The sequence below is a fragment of the Bradyrhizobium sp. AUGA SZCCT0177 genome, assembly GCF_018130125.1.
Classification (GTDB): domain Bacteria; phylum Pseudomonadota; class Alphaproteobacteria; order Rhizobiales; family Xanthobacteraceae; genus Bradyrhizobium.
In genome coordinates, this window is the sequence record NZ_JAFCMA010000015.1 from 129704 (window position 1) to 148044 (window position 18341).

At 63.4% G+C, this 18341-nt stretch carries 20 protein-coding genes; 5 read left to right on the top strand and 15 right to left on the bottom strand.

The annotated features are described in order from the left end of the window. The first annotated feature begins 80 nt into the window (after positions 1 to 80). A complete protein-coding gene (locus JQ597_RS19165; protein ID WP_212265779.1) occupies positions 81 to 2012 on the top strand; it encodes a serine hydrolase domain-containing protein in 1932 nt (643 codons plus the stop codon). 49 nt (positions 2013 to 2061) lie between these two features. Here JQ597_RS19165 and radC read toward each other — a convergent pair whose 3' ends face one another. The 5 genes from radC to JQ597_RS19190 form a co-directional block, all read right to left on the bottom strand. Then, a complete protein-coding gene (gene radC, locus JQ597_RS19170; RefSeq protein WP_212265823.1) occupies positions 2062 to 2775 on the bottom strand; it encodes a RadC family protein in 714 nt (237 codons plus the stop codon). A 127-nt stretch (positions 2776 to 2902) separates the two neighbouring features. Continuing rightward, the gene (locus tag JQ597_RS19175) at positions 2903 to 3862 is read right to left on the bottom strand and encodes an MBL fold metallo-hydrolase (RefSeq protein ID WP_212265780.1); all 960 of its coding nucleotides are present in this window, start codon (positions 3860 to 3862) and stop codon (positions 2903 to 2905) included. Positions 3863 to 4092: 230 nt separating this feature from the next. Next, a complete protein-coding gene (locus JQ597_RS19180; RefSeq protein ID WP_212265781.1) occupies positions 4093 to 4782 on the bottom strand; it encodes an HAD family hydrolase in 690 nt (229 codons plus the stop codon). After that, positions 4783 to 5607, bottom strand: a complete 825-nt coding sequence (gene map / locus JQ597_RS19185; protein ID WP_211998364.1) for a type I methionyl aminopeptidase — start codon at positions 5605 to 5607, stop codon at positions 4783 to 4785. It lies immediately after the preceding gene. Between the two features lie 118 nt (positions 5608 to 5725). Next, positions 5726 to 7042: a mechanosensitive ion channel domain-containing protein gene (locus tag JQ597_RS19190; RefSeq protein WP_212265782.1), complete on the bottom strand. Its 1317-nt coding sequence runs from the start codon at positions 7040 to 7042 to the stop codon at positions 5726 to 5728. 274 nt (positions 7043 to 7316) lie between these two features. On the opposite strand from JQ597_RS19190, the gene JQ597_RS19195 reads away from it, so the two are divergent. The 3 genes from JQ597_RS19195 to JQ597_RS19205 all read left to right on the top strand — a co-directional run bounded on the left by JQ597_RS19195 (position 7317) and on the right by JQ597_RS19205 (position 11596). Continuing rightward, positions 7317 to 9110, top strand: coding sequence for a potassium/proton antiporter (locus tag JQ597_RS19195; protein WP_212265783.1), 1794 nt, complete (start codon positions 7317 to 7319; stop codon positions 9108 to 9110). A 187-nt stretch (positions 9111 to 9297) separates the two neighbouring features. Then, positions 9298 to 10227 (top strand): glycine reductase, encoded by a 930-nt coding sequence (locus JQ597_RS19200; RefSeq protein ID WP_212265784.1) that lies wholly within the window; start codon positions 9298 to 9300, stop codon positions 10225 to 10227. A gap of 175 nt (positions 10228 to 10402) precedes the next feature. Beyond that, positions 10403 to 11596 carry a CaiB/BaiF CoA transferase family protein gene (locus tag JQ597_RS19205; protein ID WP_212265785.1) on the top strand — a complete coding sequence of 398 codons (1194 nt, stop codon included), beginning with the start codon at positions 10403 to 10405 and terminating at the stop codon, positions 11594 to 11596. Here the strand turns inward: JQ597_RS19205 and JQ597_RS19210 are convergent. From JQ597_RS19210 to JQ597_RS19220, 3 genes are read right to left on the bottom strand one after another with little or no spacing between them, the layout of a single operon-like run. Continuing rightward, the gene (locus JQ597_RS19210; protein ID WP_212265786.1) at positions 11593 to 11883 is read right to left on the bottom strand and encodes a DUF1330 domain-containing protein; all 291 of its coding nucleotides are present in this window, start codon (positions 11881 to 11883) and stop codon (positions 11593 to 11595) included. The two genes, JQ597_RS19205 and JQ597_RS19210, sit on opposite strands and share 4 nt — an antisense overlap. A 46-nt stretch (positions 11884 to 11929) precedes the next feature. Continuing rightward, positions 11930 to 12181, bottom strand: coding sequence for a DUF1127 domain-containing protein (locus JQ597_RS19215; RefSeq protein ID WP_212265787.1), 252 nt, complete (start codon positions 12179 to 12181; stop codon positions 11930 to 11932). Positions 12182 to 12224: 43 nt separating this feature from the next. Continuing rightward, positions 12225 to 12494 (bottom strand): hypothetical protein, encoded by a 270-nt coding sequence (locus tag JQ597_RS19220; RefSeq protein ID WP_212265788.1) that lies wholly within the window; start codon positions 12492 to 12494, stop codon positions 12225 to 12227. A gap of 126 nt (positions 12495 to 12620) precedes the next feature. Here JQ597_RS19220 and JQ597_RS19225 point away from each other — a divergent pair, with 126 nt between their 5' ends. Beyond that, positions 12621 to 13514, top strand: coding sequence for a LysR family transcriptional regulator (locus JQ597_RS19225; RefSeq protein WP_212265789.1), 894 nt, complete (start codon positions 12621 to 12623; stop codon positions 13512 to 13514). A gap of 22 nt (positions 13515 to 13536) precedes the next feature. On the opposite strand, the gene JQ597_RS19230 is transcribed toward JQ597_RS19225, so the two are convergent. From JQ597_RS19230 to mepA, 7 genes are all read right to left on the bottom strand, one after another. Beyond that, positions 13537 to 13818 carry a hypothetical protein gene (locus JQ597_RS19230; protein ID WP_212265790.1) on the bottom strand — a complete coding sequence of 94 codons (282 nt, stop codon included), beginning with the start codon at positions 13816 to 13818 and terminating at the stop codon, positions 13537 to 13539. A gap of 254 nt (positions 13819 to 14072) precedes the next feature. Then, positions 14073 to 14747, bottom strand: a complete 675-nt coding sequence (gene modC, locus JQ597_RS19235; protein WP_212265791.1) for a molybdenum ABC transporter ATP-binding protein — start codon at positions 14745 to 14747, stop codon at positions 14073 to 14075. A gap of 2 nt (positions 14748 to 14749) precedes the next feature. Beyond that, the gene (modB, locus tag JQ597_RS19240; protein ID WP_212265792.1) at positions 14750 to 15445 is read right to left on the bottom strand and encodes a molybdate ABC transporter permease subunit; all 696 of its coding nucleotides are present in this window, start codon (positions 15443 to 15445) and stop codon (positions 14750 to 14752) included. Continuing rightward, positions 15445 to 16230 carry a molybdate ABC transporter substrate-binding protein gene (modA, locus tag JQ597_RS19245; RefSeq protein WP_212265793.1) on the bottom strand — a complete coding sequence of 262 codons (786 nt, stop codon included), beginning with the start codon at positions 16228 to 16230 and terminating at the stop codon, positions 15445 to 15447. The genes modB and modA overlap by 1 nt, the downstream gene beginning before the upstream one ends. 198 nt (positions 16231 to 16428) lie before the next feature. Then, the gene (locus tag JQ597_RS19250) at positions 16429 to 16932 is read right to left on the bottom strand and encodes a hypothetical protein (protein WP_212265794.1); all 504 of its coding nucleotides are present in this window, start codon (positions 16930 to 16932) and stop codon (positions 16429 to 16431) included. A 1-nt stretch (position 16933) separates the two neighbouring features. Next, on the bottom strand, positions 16934 to 17143 hold the full coding sequence (locus JQ597_RS19255) for a TOBE domain-containing protein (RefSeq protein WP_212265795.1): 210 nt from the start codon (positions 17141 to 17143) through the stop codon (positions 16934 to 16936). Positions 17144 to 17303: 160 nt separating this feature from the next. Continuing rightward, the gene (mepA, locus tag JQ597_RS19260; protein ID WP_212265796.1) at positions 17304 to 18251 is read right to left on the bottom strand and encodes a penicillin-insensitive murein endopeptidase; all 948 of its coding nucleotides are present in this window, start codon (positions 18249 to 18251) and stop codon (positions 17304 to 17306) included. Positions 18252 to 18341 lie beyond the last annotated feature (90 nt).

Consider the following 18341-nt stretch of genomic DNA (forward strand, 5'->3'; position numbering starts at 1 on the left):
AGAAGGAACCAAAACGATCGGGCAGGCTCTCCGGGCGAAGTATGGGAATCCCGGTTTGGGATCGTCTGAAAGGCTCCCCAATGAAAATCATCCAGGCATCCTGCGTGGCCGCGCTCACACTCTGTCTGGTGGGTACGGCGCTTGCTGACGATCTGCAGACCGTCGGCGATCCCGACGCTACAGGCTTTTCGGCGCGGCGACTGGCGCGCATGACCTCCTGGTTTGAGGCGCAGACCAAGAATGGCGATCCCTCCGGTTTTGTCGTGGCGATCGCCCGCGGCGGCAAGCTCGCCTATCTGCAGCCCACCGGCTTTGCGGACCACGACAGGAAAATTCCGATGCGGCCGGATTCGATCTTCCGCATCGGCTCGATGTCCAAGCAGATCACCAGCGTCGCCACCATGATCCTGGTCGATGACGGCAAGCTCGAGCTTGATGCTCCCGTGGCGCAATATTTGCCGGAGCTGAGGGATATGCAGGTCGTCAAGAAGGATCCGGCGACCGGAGATGCAACCATGATCGAGCTTGAACCGGCCAGGCGGGCGATGACCATCCGCGATCTCCTGCGCAACACGTCCGGCCTTGTCTATGCAAGCCCCGACTATGCCGATCCCGGATTTGGCAATGCGGCGATACATGCGCTTTACGGCATCAAGGCGCCGATGCGGCGCGACAAGACGATCGCACCCTTTGTCGCGAGTATCGGCACTCTTCCGCTTGTGCACCAGCCGGGCGAAGTCTGGGAATATTCTTTGGGATATGATGTTCTCGGCCGTGTCATCGAAGTCGTGTCGGGCCAGCCATTCGACCAGTTTCTGCAAAGCCGCCTGTTCGCGCCGCTCCATATGGTCGATACCGGCTTCCACGTGCCGGAAGATAAACTCTCCCGCCTCGTCGCCCTGCCGGGCGCGCAGCCCGCACCCCTGACGGATGGCGACGTCGGCAAGCCGCAAACGTTCTTCTCGGGTGGTGGCGGGATCGTTTCGACGGTGCCGGACTTCCTGCGCTTCTGCCAGATGCTGCTCAATGGCGGCGAGCTCGACGGCGCGCGTATCCTGAAGCCCGAAACGGTCCGGCTGATGACGACAAATTCGCTGCCACCGGACATTCACCTCGCGGGGCACGAAGCCGGTCCAGCGTTTGGGACGGGGTGGGGGCACGGTTTCGCGGTTCGCACCAACCCGGATTTCAGTTGGATTCCGGGCGCGGTCGGCAGCTACAACTGGCAGGGAAGCTGGGGTACGTTTTTCTCGGTCGACCCGGCCCAGAAGCTGATCCTTGTCATGATGATGCAGCGACGGCAGTACAGTCTAAACGGATTCTATTTCAACGCGATCCGCCGTCTGCCCTATGCGGCGTTGAAGGTTCCGGAAGTTTCCGCACCCACCGCGTCAACGCAATTGAATCCGCGCGAGCTTACGGAATATGCCGGCCGCTACGACTTCGGCGGATCCGCAAGTTCATTGGACAAACAGACCTCGCTTCTCGTCGATGGCTACGGCTGGACCGGTCTTGAGTCCGTTGTCGCTGAGACGGATGGCCTGAGGGTGATCAAACCGGCCAATGGGGGCCCCGCTGCGAGAGCCGGCGTGGTGGCGGGAGATCTCATCACCGCGATCGACGACCGGTCGATCAAGGGCCTGGCCCTGGAAGCAGCTTTTCGACGGATTTCGGGTCCGTTCAACGCCCCGATCAAGCTCAAGATCATCCGTCAGAAAGAGACCGATCCACTCGTGATCGCCTTTGCCCGGGAGGCGGCGTCGTCGCACAGTGTCGAGCTCCAGGTCCGTGTCGCCGGCGGCAAGCTTGTGGTTGAAGCGACCGGCACCTGGTCGATCCTTGATTTCGACAAGGGCCATGCGACGCCGGTGGCGGTCCGTTCAAAGGATGAATTCCAGGTCGAGAGTGGCGATCATACGCGGATCGCCTTCGTCAGAGACGCCGCCGGCAAAGTTAGCGGCGCGGTTCTCAATCCGGGACCATGGGAGCAACGCGGCGCGCCCGCCCAATAGGGTCACACTGCGAGCTGACGACATGACGCATCGCCGCGAGCTTGCGGGCTCAGATCAGCCGCATCCCCTTCAAGCTCGAGTGTCCGTTCTTGCCCACGATGATGTGGTCGTGCACGGAGATGCCGAGCGGGGCGGCGATGTCGACGATTGCCTTGGTCATCTGGATGTCCGCCTGCGAGGGTGTCGGATCGCCGGAGGGGTGGTTGTGCACCAGGATCAGCGCGGTCGCGGATAATTCCAGCGCGCGCTTGATCACCTCGCGCGGATAGACCGGGGTGTGGTCGACGGTGCCGGTCTGCTGCACCTCGTCCGCAATCAGCTGGTTGCGTTTGTCGAGGAACAGCAGGCGAAACTGTTCCTTGTCGGCGAATGCCATGCTGCTGCGGCAATAGCCGATCACGTCGTTCCAGGACGACAGCGCGATGCTGCGCTTGATCTCGCCTTTTGCCACCCGGCTCGCGGCGGCCGCGAGCAGCTTGATCTGGTGGACAGACGCATCGCCGATCCCCTCGACTTCGCGCAGCCGCGCTTCCGGCGCGTGGACGACTTCGGCAAAGGAGCCGAACTTCTTCAGCAGCAATTTGGCCAGCGGCTTGGTGTCGCGCCGGGGCAGGGCGGGGAATAGCGCCATCTCCAGCAGCTCATAATCGCTGAGCGCGTCCGGCCCGGCGCTGTAGAAGCGCTCGCGCAGCCGCTCGCGATGGCCGTGGTAATGCGGCGTTTCGTCGGGTTCGGGATTTGGGTCACGCGGCTTGGCGGGCATCGGCGTCAAGCATGCCGTGCCGGCCAGCTTTTGCAACTCTGAAGTGCGGGGCGGCGGCGGATTTCGGATAGAGAAAAGGCGCCGCACGACATGCGGCGCCTTTCATTTTTTTCGGACCAGCCCGCGATCAGGCCTTCACGGCCGCGAACGCATAGCCATTGCCATCCTTCGACAGGGTGCCGACATTCGGGAAGCCGAAATGATAGCCGGCGATCATGCCCTTTTCGGCAATGACGCGATCGAAGAAAGCGCGGCGCGTGGCTTCCGCTTTCGGCCCGTCTGCATCGAAGCTGGAGAACCAGCCGGGATTCCTGACGAACAGCTGGTGCATGCCGGTGACGTCGCTCTGGATATAGAGCTGCTGTCCGCCGGATGCCACCAGGAACGACATGTGTCCGACGGTGTGACCAGGCGTGGCGATCGCCTTGACGCCGGGCGCGAGGTCGGCGCCGTCGTTGTATTGCTTGACGTTCTTCCAGGTCGGGAACGTCGCCTGGATGCGCTTGACCATCGGACGGTTGGCTTCCGGCACCTTCTCCACCAGCGCCGGATCGGTCCAGTACTTGAACTCGACCTCGGGCATCATGATTTCCGCGTTCGGGAACACCGGCGCGCTCGTCTCCTTCACCCACAGGCCGGAGATGTGGTCGCCATGGAAATGCGAGATCACGACGGTGGAGACGGTCGCGGGATCGAGGCCGGCGGCCTTCATGTTGTCGGCGAGCTTGCCGACCGTGGCCGGACCGTTGCCGCCAAAGCCGGTATCGAACAGCACGACCTTGCCGCCGGTCCGGATCGCCGTGACGGTAAAGGGGTTGTCGATCTTGTCAGGCCCGATGCCGGCCGCGCTCAGCGCCTTCTTGACGTCGTCGAGCGAGGCATTCTTGACCATGGCTTCGGTGACGGTGCGCTCGACGGAGCCCTCATGCAGGCTGAACACCTCGATATCCCCGACCTTGTATTTGAGGCTGTCCGCGGCGCGCTGCGCGTGCGCCGCATCGATGAACGAAACCGGTCCCTTGAGGCCGAAAACGAGCGCGGCCCCCGTGCTCCCGAGAATCAGATCGCGACGTGAAATCTCGAACATTGTTCTTGCTCCCTTGGTTGATCGCCCGTCGGAGGCTCGACCGAGAGCGTCCGCGTGAGTTCTACACCGTCGCGCGCGGCGTATTCCGCAGGGATTCAAGTTAAAGGACCGGCATCTTGCCGCAGGATATTGAGAACGATTTGCAACTGGGATTTTGGCCATCGTCCTCATGGCATCGGCATCCAGAATTTCGTGCTGTTGCAATCATCAATTGCCGCAACGGCAGGAAATCAGTTGGCCGGGGTTTCCATCCACCCGATGATCTCCCCGACCTGATGCAGGTCGATGGCCACGCCGATGCAAAGCGCCGCAATCTCCGGCGTCGGCGCTACCACATCCGGCACCATGATCACCATGGCGCCGGTGGCGTGTGCCGCGCGAACGCCGTTGAAGGAATCTTCGAGGACCAGGCAATCGCGAGGCTCGAACCCCAGCGCCGACATCGCCTTCAGGTGAACGTCCGGGTGCGGCTTGCCGCGGGCCGCGTCGTCTCGCGCGGCGACGCTGCGGAAGAAGTGTTCGACCTCGCAGTGGTTCAGATGATGAAGCGCTTCCTTCCGCGTCATCGAGGTCCCGACCGCCATTGGCATTTCTGCCCTTGCCAGTGCTTCCAGCAATTCTGATGCGCCGGCCTTCAAGGGAACGCCGGCATCCAGGATCGGACCAAGCCGTGCCGAGACTGCGGCCATATAGGCAGGGAGCGGAAATGCCGTGCCATGATCGGTGCGAAGCTGCGCTTCCAGCTCAAGGCCGAGCAGCCCGACCAGCGACAGCACATCGTCTTTCGAGACGACGTGTCCGACATCATGGCCGGCCTCGACCATGGCGCTGACATAGGCGGGAATAGTGTCGATCAGCAGGCCGTCCATATCGAAGACGACGGCCTTGGGCTTGCGGGGCAGGGTTACGCGCCGGTCCAATTACGCCTTGGCCAGCGGCTTCTCGGCGTGGCGCTGCGACAGCGTGAAGATTTCGACGCCATCAGCGGTCACGCCGACCGAATGCTCGAACTGCGCCGACAGCGAGCGGTCGCGCGTCACCGCGGTCCAGCCGTCGGACAGGATCTTCACATGCGGCTTGCCGAGATTGATCATCGGCTCGATGGTGAAGAACATGCCGGGCTTCAGCGCCACGCCTTCGCCGGGCCGGCCGATATGGATGATGTTCGGCTCGTCGTGGAACATGCGTCCCAAACCGTGGCCGCAGAAATCGCGCACCACGCTCATGCCTTGCGGTTCCACAAAGCTCTGGATGGCGTGGCCGATGTCGCCGGTGGTGGCGCCGGGTTTTACGGCGGCGATGCCGCGCATCATCGCCTCATAGGTGACCTCGATCAGCCGCTCGGCCTTGCGGGCGATCGGGCCGATCACATACATGCGGCTGGAATCGCCGTACCAGCCGTCGACGATGAAGGTGACGTCGATATTGACGATGTCGCCTTCCTTCAGCGCGCGATCGCCGGGCATGCCGTGGCAGACCACGTGATTGATCGAGGTGCAGGTCGAATAGCGGTAGCCGCGATACATCAGCGTTGCCGGGTAGGCGCCGTGGCTGAAAGCGAAATCGCGGACGAATTCGTCGATCCGCGAGGTGGGAATGCCTTCCTTGACGATGTCGGTGAGCTCGTCGAGGCATTTGGCGACCAGGGCGCCCGCCTTGCGCATGCCGGCGAAACCGCTCGCGCCATGCAGCTTGATCTGTCCGGTCTTTCGCAAGGAGGTATCTGTTGCTTCGATATAGCTCATGGGCGGGTCATGCTTCGGAATTGAGGGCGTTAAAGGCTGATTTGCCGCCTAATTTAATGATCGCAGCTAGCAGTGCAAGCCAAGGTTGGTGGGCTGGGGGGCATCTAAACGCTTGATTTCAGCTGGAAACCTCAACCACGGATTCGACCGGCAGCGCGCCGCCCCGGACCCGGATTTCACGCACCGGATAGGGAACCCGGATGCCCTCCCGTTTGAAGGCGTCCCACAGCGTCAGCATCACGTCGCTCTTCACGGTGTCCATGCCGTCGGGGTCTGATATCCAGAAGGTCAGGGAGAATTTCATCCCGGCCTCGGCGAATTCGGTCAGGATGCAGTTCGGCGGCTTGTTCTTGATGGCGCGGGGCGCGGCCGCGGCGATCTCGACGGCCAGCTTGCAGACCAGCCGCGGATCGGCGTCGTAATTGGTGCCGAACAGCACCTTCACCAGCGTGTTCTTGTCGGTATAGGTCCAGTTCACCACCTTCTGGGTCACCAGATCCTCGTTCGGGATCAGGAATTCGCGGCCGTCGCCGGCGGCGACCGAAATGTAGCGCGTCTTCATCGCGCTGATGCGGCCCGAACTGTCGCCGATGGTGACGAGATCGCCGGGTTTTACGGATTTGTCCGCCAGCAGGATGATACCCGAGATGAAGTTGGCGACGATCTTCTGCAGGCCGATACCGATACCGACGCCGACCGCACCGGAGAATACCGCGAGCGCGGACAAATTGATGCCGACGGCGCTGAGCGCGATGATGATCGCCAGCACCATCAGGCCCATGCGGATCATCTTCACCAGCAGCACCTGGATCGACGGCGTCAGGTCCGCGGAGCGGGTGATGCGGCTTTCGACGAAATTGCTGGCGATGTTGGTCAGCCACAGCGCCACGATCAAGAGGGCGCCGAGCTTGATCAGGACCAGCGGCGTCAGCCGTAATCCGCCGAGCACGATCGAGGCCGCATCCGAATCCAGCAAGTCCAGGGTCGGTTGAAGCTGGCCGACGACGCTGAGCGCCGCGACCAGCCATGCCGACAGCGACACCAGGCGGACGATGAACTCGTTGCGAATGACCGACGTCACCAGGCGAATGACCAGCCAGGCCAGCGCCAGCTTGGCGCAGACCGCCAGCAGATAGCTGCGGCTCGGCCAGGTCGAATGGTACATCGTGATGCGGGCGGCGATCATCAGAACGGCGAACACCGCGGTGGAGGCGCTAAAGACCAGCACGCGGGCGAAGTGCCTGAGCGGCAGCGGCAAGCCCATCGCGAACGTGGTCATGTCGACGCGCGAACGAATGGCCGCGTCGCTCGCATAGGCGATGCCTGCGCCGGCGAGGATCAGGCCAAACTGCAGATAGAACCAGGGCGAGGTGACCTCCGCGCCGAGCGACCGCGCGGTGGTGTGCAGCAACTCGATAATCTCTTTCGGATCCATCGGCAAAATCTCGTTCGGGGCCAGGTCGCTTATCAAGCTGCCCCATCATGCAAAATTGATTCGAAGCGCAGGCAGACTCCCACAAGCGCGCTGCGGATGCCATCGATACGAGGCGTCCGCAAGGGCAAGTCAGGCCGATAAACCGGGCACATTGCCGCTATCTGGAGAAATGGGTTGGCGTTCAACTGTGGCGACGATAAGGATGCAATTGCAAGTATTTGCCCAACGTTGCAGAGCTGCAAATCTTCTCTAGATTCGAGGCTTCCCTAAATTTATGGCTTCTCTCGATTCAGTAAGTCTGGCGATTTTGCTCGGAGCCGTCCTGATAATGGCCGGAATTCTCTCGAGCCTGCTGGCGCTGCGCTTTGGCGCGCCGTTGCTGCTGGTCTTCCTGCTGATCGGCATGCTGGCGGGCGATTCCGGGCCCGGCCAGCTGAGCTTCGACGACGTGCGCTCGACCTATCTGGTGGGATCGGTGGCGCTGGCGCTGATCCTGTTCGACGGCGGTCTGAAAACGCGGTTTCAAAGTATCCGTGCGGTGCTGGCGCCGTCCACGGTGCTGGCGACGGTCGGCGTATTGCTCACCGCCCTGGTCACCGCGCCGTTCGCCAAATACGTGCTCGATCTGAACTGGAGCGAGTCGCTGCTGGTCGGCGCCGTCGTCGCCTCGACCGATGCGGCGGCGGTGTTCCTGCTGGTGCATGCGCAGGGCCTGCGGCTGCGCCCCCGGGTGGGTGCGACACTGGAAGCCGAATCCGGCACCAACGATCCCTTCGCGGTCTTCCTCACGCTGATGCTGGTCCAATACATTTCGCTCGGTCAAAGCTCGGCCGTGCATATCGCGCTGGAATTCATCCGTGAAGCCGGGCTCGGTGCCGTCGTCGGCGTGATCGGTGGCCGTCTGGTGGTGGTGGGGCTCAATCGCGTGGCGCTGCCGCAAGGCCTGCATGCGCCCTTTGTCGCCACCGCGGCGCTGGTGATTTTCGGGGCGGCGCAGATCGCGCACGCCAGCGGCTTTCTCGCGGTCTATCTTGCCGGCATCATCATCGGCAACCGGCCGACGCGCGCGCATAATTCGGTGGTGACGTTCCTCGATGCCGCGACCTGGCTGGCGCAGATCGTGATGTTCGTCATGCTCGGCCTGCTGGTCTCCCCACAGCGGCTGGTGAGCAGCATCGGTCCGGCCGTGCTGGTGGCGCTGGTGCTGATGCTGCTGGCGCGGCCGCTGGCGGTGTTTCTCTGTCTCGCGCCGTTTCGCTTCAACTGGCGGGAAAAGCTCTTCATCGCCTGGACCGGCCTGCGCGGCGCGGTGGCGATCTTCCTGGCATCGATCCCGATGCTGGTGGGGCTGTCGAAAGCCTATCTCTATTTCGACGTCGCCTTTGTCGTCGTCTTCATCTCGCTGCTGCTGCAGGGCTGGACGCTGGCGCCGGCGGCGCGGCTGCTGCATGTGGCGTTGCCCCGTGCGGACCGTGGCCCGCGCCGCGTCGAGCTCGATCTGCCCGGCCAGCTCGAGCAGCAACTGGTCGGCTATCCCGTGCGCTCAAAGAGCCTGTATTTCCGGCGCGGGCTGATCCCGTCCTGGTCGAAGCCGACGCTGGTGATCCGCGACGAGCGGATCCTATCGCCCACCGAGGCCGACCCGATCGCGCCCGGCGATTACATCTACCTGCTGGCGCCACCGGAAAAGGCCGAGGCGCTGGATCGGTTCTTTGTCGATATGGCGCCGAGCACGACGCCCGATCCGCATCTGCTCGGCGATTTCACGGTGTCGGGCGAGCACACGCTGGGCGAACTCGCCGAGATCTACGGCGTTGCGGTCGGTGAAGAGCAGGCCAAGCTGACGCTGGCGGATTATTTCGACATCCATCTCGACCACGCGCCAAAGGAAGGCGCGGAGCTGGTGCTGGATCCCATCGTCCTGGTCGCGCGCAGCCTTGGCGGCGGCCGGGTCAACGTCATCGGCCTTCGGCTGCCCGAGGAAGAGGAAGTGGCCGTGCCCTTGACGCGCATGCAGCGGTTCAGGCGCAAGCTTGCCGAGATATGGTCGCAGGTCGCGGGGGTTTAGCGGTAGTTTGTAGGGCCGATTGAGCCGAAGGCGATATCCGCCGATTGTGGCCCTCAAGACGGCGGATTACGCCTTCGGCTCCAGTCCGCCCTACGAACTGGGGAGCCATCACATTTCCGCTGTTGAGGAATAGGCGGACACTCATTAGCTTGGGCCCAACGCTTGGGGAAACGCAGGAGACACAACAATGTCCGGCCCGTCCGACGATCAACTGGGCTTTGCGCCCGACTACGATGCTCCGGTCCCCTATATGCAGCGGACCCGCGATTATTACGCCGCGATCGGCTACACCACGGCCTACCGCTGGGCGCATTACATCGATGCGCCATTCCAGCCGCTGAAAAAGCCGCTGGCGCAATCGCGGGTGACCATCGTTACGACCGCTGCGCAATATGACCCCACCAAGGGCGATCAGGGTCCGGGTGCGGCGTATAATGGCGGCGCGAAATTCTACACTGTCTATGACGGCGATACTTCGAAACAGCACGATCTGCGGATCTCGCATATCGGCTATGACCGCAAGCACACGTCGGCAATCGACAGCGGCACCTGGTTTCCGTTGCCGCAGCTTCTGAAGGCGCAAGCCGCGGGGCGGGTCGGCGAGGTGGCGCCGCGCTTCTTCGGCGCGCCGACCAATCGCAGCCATCGCGTCACCATCGACACCGACGCGCCGGAGATTCTTGAGCGTTGCCTCGCCGACAAGGTCGATGTCGCAGTGCTGGTGCCGAACTGCCCGGTGTGCCACCAGACCTCGGCACTGGTCGCGCGCCACCTCGAAGCCAACGGCATTGCCACGGTGGTGATGGGCTGCGCCAAGGACATCGTCGAGCACGCCGCCGTGCCGCGCTTCCTGTTCTCGGACTTTCCGCTCGGCAACTCCGCCGGCAAGCCGCAGGATGTGGCCTCGCAGGCGCAGACGCTCGAACTGGCGCTGCGCCTGTTGGAAACCGCGCCCGGCGCGCGCACCACGATGCAGTCGCCACTGCGCTGGAGCGAGGACGCTTCCTGGAAGCTCGACTACAACAACATCGCGCAGATGAGCCCGGAAGAACTGGCGCGGCGCCGCGCCGAGTTCGACAAGCAAAAAGAAATCGCGCGCGGCAATCGGGCGGCGTGACGCGGTCTTCCTTCTCCCCTTGTGGGAGAAGGTGGCGCGAAGCGCCGGATGAGGGGTCTTTATCCGCACGTTCGGTGTTCGCCAAGACAAACCCCTCACCCGTCCGCGATGCTCCGCATCGCGTCCACCCTCTCCCACAAGGGGAGAGGGCAAGAAGAGCCAGGGAGAACGCTGCGTGACCCGACCGTTCGAAGGCGTGAAGATTCTCGACTTCACGCAGGTGCTGGCCGGCCCCTATGCGAGCTACCAGCTCGCGCTGCTCGGCGCCGACGTCATCAAGGTGGAGCGGCGCGAGGGCGAGGACATGCGCCGCACGCCGCTCTCCCGCGAATGGGCCGAGCGCGGACTTGCGCCGGGCTGGCAGGCGGTCAACGGCAACAAGCGCAGCCTGACGCTCGACCTGCAAAAGCCGGAAGCGATCGCGATCGTCAAGCAGCTCGCGGCGCAAGCCGACGTGGTGATGGAGAATTTCCGTCCCGGCGTGATGGACAAGCTCGGCATCGGCTATGCGGCGCTCTCGGCGATCAATCCGCGGCTGATTTATTGCGCGGTTTCGGGCTTTGGCCAGACCGGTCCGGCGCGGCTTGGCGCCGGCTATGACGGCAAGATCCAGGCTCTATCAGGCATCATGTCCATTACGGGCCATGCCGAGACCGGACCGACCCGCGCCGGCTTTGCGGTCTGCGACGTGTTGTCCGGTTCGACCGCGGCGTTCGGTGTCTCCAGTGCGCTGTTCCAGCGCACCCATACCGGCAAGGGACAGATGGTCGACGTCTCCATGCTGGAGGCTACGCTGGCGTTTCTTTCAGGTCAGGTGGCGGATTACGCGGTTGCCGGTCATCGCCAGCAACTCTCCGGCAATCAGGCCGTCAGCCGCCGGCCGACCGCCAACCTGTTCAAGGCTGGCGATGGCTATCTCTTGCTCGCCGTCAACAGCGAGAAGCAATACCAGTCGCTGATGAAGGCGCTCGGCCGCGCTGATGTGCTGGAGGACCCGCGCTTCGTCGACTGGTTCGCGCGGCAGGAAAACGAGCCGGCGCTACGAGCCATCATCGAGGACGCGCTGTCTAAGAAGGATCCGCGCGAGTGGGAGACCATCCTGGAAGCGGCCGGCGCGCCCTGCGCCAGCATCTGGAAGGTCGAGGAAGTGATCGATCATCCGCAGATTGCAGCGCGCGGCGCCATTCAGGAGATCGACACGCCCTATGGCCGGCTTCGTTTCGCCGGCAGCGGATTTCAGCTCGCCCATGGTGGCGGCAAACTCGACCGCATGGCGCCCGAACTCAGCGCCCATACCGACGAGGTGCTGGCCTCGCTCGGCTACGACGCGGCCGCGATCGCAGATTTGCGCGCGCGCGAAATCGTCTAGGTGGCGGCCTCGATGATGATGAAGTCGGCATCCGCGTTCGCCTGGCGGATCGCCTTTGCCTTCTGATATTCGTCGCTGCGGTAGCAGGCGGTCGCCGTCGCGAAATCGGCGAACTCGACGACGACGTTGCGTTCCCGCGCCTGTCCCTCCATCAGTTCGAACGCGCCGCCGCGTACGACAAACCGGGCGCCGAATTTTTCGAAGGCCGGACGCGCTGCGGCGAGATAATCCGGGTATTGCGCTGGCTGATGAACGCTGACACGCACGATCCAGTATGCTTTGGGCATGGTAGTTTCTCCGTTCCAGGGGTTAAGCGGCTGCAGCGATGAGAACTCAGATCAGTCCGGTTGACTTGGTCGGCCGCGCGTAGCGCTTGGCGGAAAGGCGTACCTGTTCGTCGATGTAGCTTCTCGCGATACCGATATCTCTCAGCGAGTAGTCGCTCAGGCTGTGCAGCTCCGAGGCCGCCAGCCGCTGCTGCCGCCAACGCCAAAGTCTGGCGCAGACCGTTCGCAGGGCACGAAAGGCGTCCGCGGCAAGAGAGCCTGTGTTGAGCCGAGCCGGCTTCATGATGGTGATCAGCATGGTCGCGTCTCTTTCGGAGTTTGCGCCGGTGGTGGCGTCGGGGTCACTGATGGTGATTGGGATGGTGCGTTCGGCTGCCTTCACGCGCCGGCATGAGGGTGTCGCGCAAGGCGAACGCGGTGCGGACCACCGACACCAGCACGCGCACGCCGCGCACTGCCCCCGTGAACGTTCGAACGACAGCGTCACCGATCGCCGCGGCCCGAGCGGTCCGCGCCTCTCGGGCGATCCGCTCTGTCAGCAAGAGAAACTCGGCTGGCGAGGCCCGGCGGATGTCGGACGGGCCGCCCTGCATTCCATGTCCTGCTGGCATCGTGACCTCCATCGATCGCGATTGGCGCCTCCATACTTCCGGGCGTTGCGACGGGGTCTCTTTACGACGTGGCAATGATCACATAAAATGAATAATAAAGATGATTATGATCCCGTGGAGAGATGTATGGATCTGTCCGATTTGAAGATTTTCAGCGCGGTTGTCCGCGAGGGTGGCGTGACGCGGGCCGCGGAGCATTTGCATCGCGTTCAATCCAATGTCACGACGCGCATCCAGCAGCTCGAGGACGACATCGGCGTTCCGCTCTTTATTCGCGAGGGCAAGCGCCTGCATCTTTCACCGGCGGGGCAGGTGCTGCTCGACTACGCGGACCGGCTGCTCGCGCTGGCCGACGAGGCGCGCAACGCGGTGCAGGATCCGAGGCCACGCGGAATCTTTCGGCTGGGGGCGATGGAGAGCACCGCGGCCGTCCGCTTGCCGGGACCGGTCAGCGAGTATCATCGCCTTTATCCGGAAGTGGAGCTCGAACTTCGCACCGGCAATCCCCCGACGCTTTCAAAGGCGATCCTGGCCGGCGAGCTCGATGCTGCGCTGGTGACGTTGCCGATTGCGGATGCGTTGTTTGAAAAGGTTGCGGTGTTCGAGGAAGAACCCGTGATCGTGTCCGCTGCCGGCACGCCGGCGATCGGCCAAGGCAGGAGTAAAGGCAAGAAGGAGTATTTCCCGCGAACCATCATTGCCTTCGAGCATGGTTGTCCGCATCGCAAACGGCTGGAGGATTGGTACGCGCTTCGCGACCAGATGCCGGAGCGCACGATTGAGCTCGGCTCCTATCACGCGATGCTCGGATGCGTCGCTGCAGGAATGGGCGTCGCGCTGCTGCCCAAAAGTGTTCTCACCACGTTTCCGGAGAGCAAACGCTTGCGGGTGCACCGGTTGCCGCCGGGCGAGAACAGGGCGGATACCTACCTGATCTGGCGCAAGGGCGCGGGTTCGCCGAAGATTCAGGCGCTGCGCGACTTGCTGGGTGAGCATCCTGCGGGCAAACGCACGAGCTAGGATGTCGCTTCGCCAGACTTCGTCACGGCGAGCGCTGCAAAAGGGAGAAGGCCCCAGCCTTCGGCTGAGGCCTTCTTGCGATGGCCGTCAGCTTACAGATAGCGACCGCAGACGTAGATGCGACGCGGTCCGAAGTCGGACCACACCGTCTTCCAGCAGCTTCCGCCGATGTAGAACGATCCGAAGTGATGATGACCGTGGTGATGATGGCCGTGATGGTGATGATGGCCATGACCGTGATGATGATGACCATGATGATGGCCGTGATGGCCATGACCGTGATGCCCACCATGACCGTGGCCACCCTTACCACCGGCCGAAGCCGGGGCAACAGCAGCAGCGGTCAGAGCGATCGCGGCAGCAGCTGCAAGAGCGATTTTACGGAACATAGTTGTAGTCTCCATTGTGCTAGGCGTGATTGCCTGATGCGTTCATGAGACGCGTCGCCCGCGAAAATAGTTCGAAAGATTTTTCTGAACGGGTGTTCAGGAAGTGCTTATAAACACTGGATTTCTTGAATTTCGCGCCGATCGAACGTGATCTGGATCACGGACGAAATCAGGCAGGCGTGCTGCTCGTCAGCACCTTGACGCCGCCGAGCGCGGTGACGCGTCCGTTGCGCAGCATCACGATCTGCGTTGCGAGCTGGCGCAGCTCCGCGGCATCGTGGCTGACATAGACCATCGGGATGCCTTCGTCGCGCAGTCGGATCAGATAGGGCAGGATTTCGATCTTGCGTCCCTCATCAAGCGATCCCAGCGGTTCATCGAGCAGCAGCAATCGCGGCTTCGACAATAGCGCGCGGCCGAGCGCGACGCGCTGACGCTCGCCGCCGGAGAGTTTTCCGGGCCGGCGATCCAGCAGGCCGCCGATGTCGAGCAGGTCGGTGATGCGCGCATGCTGCGCCGGATCCTCGGCGAGGCTGTTCATGCGCCGGCCGTAGTCGAGATTTTGCCGCACGTCGAGATGCGGAAACAGCCGGGCATCCTGGAACACGTAGCCGATGCGGCGGCGGTGCGGCGGCACGTGCGCGCCCGTCGAGGTGTCGTCGAGCGTTTCGCCGTCGAGAATGATGACGCCGCGGTCGGGCCGCAGCAAGCCCGCGATCATGTTGATCAGCGAGGTCTTGCCGGCGCCGGACGCGCCGAACAGGCCGGTGACGCGGCCCTCGCTGGTGAACGAGGCCTCCAGCGAGAACTCGCCAAGCTGCTTTGTGACCTCGACGCGCAGCATGGTCAGTTCCCGTGCAGACGCTGCGTGGCGCGCCGTGCGAACCACTCGGATGCGATCAGCGCGCCCATCGCGATCACGATGGAGATCAGCACCAGCCGCCCCGCCGCGCGGTCGCCATCGGGCGTCTGGATCAGCGAATAGATCGCCGAGGAAATCGTCTGGGTCTCGCCGGGAATATTCGACACGAACGTAATGGTGGCGCCGAACTCGCCGATCGCCTTGGCAAAGCCGAGCACCATGCCGGCCAGTATGCCCGGCAGCGCCAGCGGCAGGGTCACGGTGGCAAACACATGCCATGGTGCCGCGCCGAGCGTGCTCGATGCCTGTTCCAGCCGCCGGTCGATCGCCTCGATCGACAGCCGGATCGGCCGCACCAGAAGCGGAAACGACATCACGCCGCAGGCCAGCGCAGCTCCGGTCCAGCGAAACGCGAACACGATGCCGAGATTGTCGGCCAGCCACGCGCCGACCATGCCGCGGCGGCCGAAGGTGAGCAGCAGCAGATAGCCTGTGACGACCGGCGGCAGCACCAGCGGCAGATGGACCAGTGCGTCGAGAATGGATTTGCCCCAGAAATTGTGCCGCGCCAGCAGCCACGCCAGCGCGATGCCGAACGGCGTCGCCACCAGCGTTGCGATGATGGCGACCCGCAGTGAGAGCAGGATCGCCGTCCATTCCGTCGGCGAGATATCGAACATCAGGTCGAGGGACTGACCAGGAACTTGAAGCCGTATTTTTCAAGGATGTTCTTGGCCGCGGTCGAGCGCAGGAAGGCAAGATAATCCGACGTCTCCGGCCTGGCGGTCGTGGTCGCTGCGAGGGGGTAGATGATCGCTGGATGGGAATCGCCCGGGAAGGTGCCGACGACCTTGACGCCGGGCTCGACCCTGGCGTCGGTGGAGTAGACGATGCCGAGTGTGGCTTCACCGCGCGCCACCAGCGTCAGCGCCGCGCGCACGCTGTCGGCCATCGCGAATTTCGGCTCGGCCGCCTGCCAGGAGCCGAGTTTCTCCAGTGCGGCCTTGGCGTATTTTCCGACCGGCACGGATTTGACGTCGCCGGTCGCGATCCTACCGTCACCCGCGAGCTTGGCGAGGTCGAAGCCCGCGCCGATGTTCACGCTGTCGATCTTGGAATCCTTCGGCGCGATCAGCACGATGGAATTGCCGAGCAGGTTGACCCGGGTCGGCTCGTTGATGGTTTTCTTTCCGATCGCGTAATCCATCCAGTCGGTGTCGGCGGAGATGAAGACGTCGGCCGGCGCGCCCTGTTCGATCTGTTTTGCCATTGCCGAGCTCGCGGCATAGCTTACCGTGACCTTGACGCCGGTCTTGGCCGTATAGGCGGCGTCGATGTCGTCGAGCGCATTCTTCATCGAGGCGGCGGCGAACACCGTGATGGTCTTGTCCTGCGCCGCAGCGGGCGAATGGATCGCGCCAAACAGAATGAAAAAGGCGGCAAAAATTCCGGCGGGACGATACATGTTGGCGCTCCGTGCGAGTCTGCGGCGCGGTTGGCGCGCGCAAATCAGGCATTGGTTGGGTCAGGGATGCGACAGGCGGAAGCGCCGTTCCGGCAATCCCGATGACTTACGGTCGGTCGGGATATCGCTGACCGGAACAATAGCAGGCTGACCGGCCGGGTAAAGAGACCTCAAAGGGACTTCTCGTCTCACCTTGGCCTATTCGGTCGGCAGGATCGCGATCGAGATCGAATTCTCCCTGGTCCCGCTGATCTGCAGCACGAACGGGTTCGCCGACAGCTCGAATTTCATGGTCTTGCGGATGCCGTCGCAGTCGGTCGCGCCGCTGTGCGCCTTCGGTTTCAGGAATCTGCCGTTTTGCATCACGTCGACCCAGCCGCCCGAGGACAGGCTGATGCTGTAGAGGCCCGCTTTCGGCGGCGCCTTCACGCTGACGAAGCCGGCAAAGCTGCCTTCCTTCGGCGCGCGCTCCGGCGGCGTCGGCAGCCTGGCGTCCGCGGGCGCGACCATGGCGAGTGTCAGGCCCGTTGACGGCAATGTCCCGAGTTCAACGCCTGACGCAAGCGTGGCGCGATCCGGCGCGGTCAGCATCGCGCGTTCGCGTTCGATCGGCCATTTGAACTTGTCGCAGCCGCTCGGCTCTTCGGCGGCAAGAGCGGGCGCGGCGCCGAACAGCAGCGTCACCAGCAGGATTACGCGCATGTCAGTCCACCGCGATCATGACATCCGAGGCCTTGATCACAACGATGGCCTTGCCACCCGTCTTGATGCCGAGGTCATCGACGGCTTCGTTGGTGATCGAGGAGGTGATGATCTGGCCATTGCCGATATCGACGCGGACATGCGAGGTGGTCGCGCCTTTCCTGACTTCGACGACGGTGCCCTTGATCTGGTTGCGTGCACTGATGCGCATGACGGTCCTCACGAATTGATGCTGCGCGCAGCTTGGCCGCGCACAGGGTGGCTATCGGTTGAGATGTGAAGCTAAGGACCGTCGTCCCAGGAAGTCCGCCCGCGCTTACGGCGTGAGGCGCTTCAACACTAGCGCATTGCGGGCGAGAATGAAATGGCGGCTATTGCTTTGCATCCGGTGCGGTCAGCACCGCTTTGCAGGCCGGGGGGAGCTGCGCCATCGTCATCGGCGGCTTTGGTTTCGGCGGGATGAGCGGCGGCTTCGGATGGAGCACGGAATCCTTGAACCAGAAGGCGAGGTCGCCGGCGCTGCAGCCTTCGCCTTCGGTCGGATCGGGCTGGCTCTCGCATTCACCGGCGCCGGGCGGGCATTTGATCCGGATGTGGAAATGATAGTCGTGGCCGTACATCGGCCGCACCTTGTGCAGCCAGCTGCGATCGCCCTTGGCCTCGCGGCACAGCGCCTTCTTGATCGCGGCATTGACGAAGATGCGCTGCACCGTCGGCTCCTGCGCGGCGGCGCGGATCACCACCAGATGGCTTGGTGTGAACACTTTGGGATCGATGTCGAGCCGGTCGGAGCGCACCATCATGACCGCCGACGTTTCCTCGCGTTCGTTGCGCGAAAAGCGGCGGTTCGGCATCGGCGTCAGCCAGATGTCGGCGTCCAGCCCCACTTGATGGCTGGCATGGCCTGTCAACATCGGGCCGCCGCGCGGCTGCGACATGTCGCCGATCAGAATGCCGGGCCAGCCGGCATCCTTGTGCGCCTTGTTGGCCAGCCGCTTCACCAGCGCGACCATGTCCGGATGCCCCCAGTAGCGGTTGCGCGACAGCCGCATCACCTGCCAGGTGTCGCCGTTGATCGGCAGTCCCTCCGCGCCCGCGATGCAGCCATGGGCGTAAAAGCCGAGCACCCGCGTCGGCGCCGCCGCCGGCAGCAGCTTGCGGCCGAACAATTCCTTGGCGCCGATGTTGGGGTCGTTGGGGTTGGCCAGCGGCGGCAGCGGCTTGGGGTCGACGCTGCCCTTGTCCTGCGCCCATGCCATGGTGGCATTGGCGAGACCGATCAAGACCAGGAGCGGGATCAGAATCAGGCGGGGTGTCATCGGATCACTCTAGCTGCCCAAGACGTAACATGGAATCGGCAGCGCGGGACAACCGCGCCAATCGCAATTGTTTGATCTCCCACAGCATCT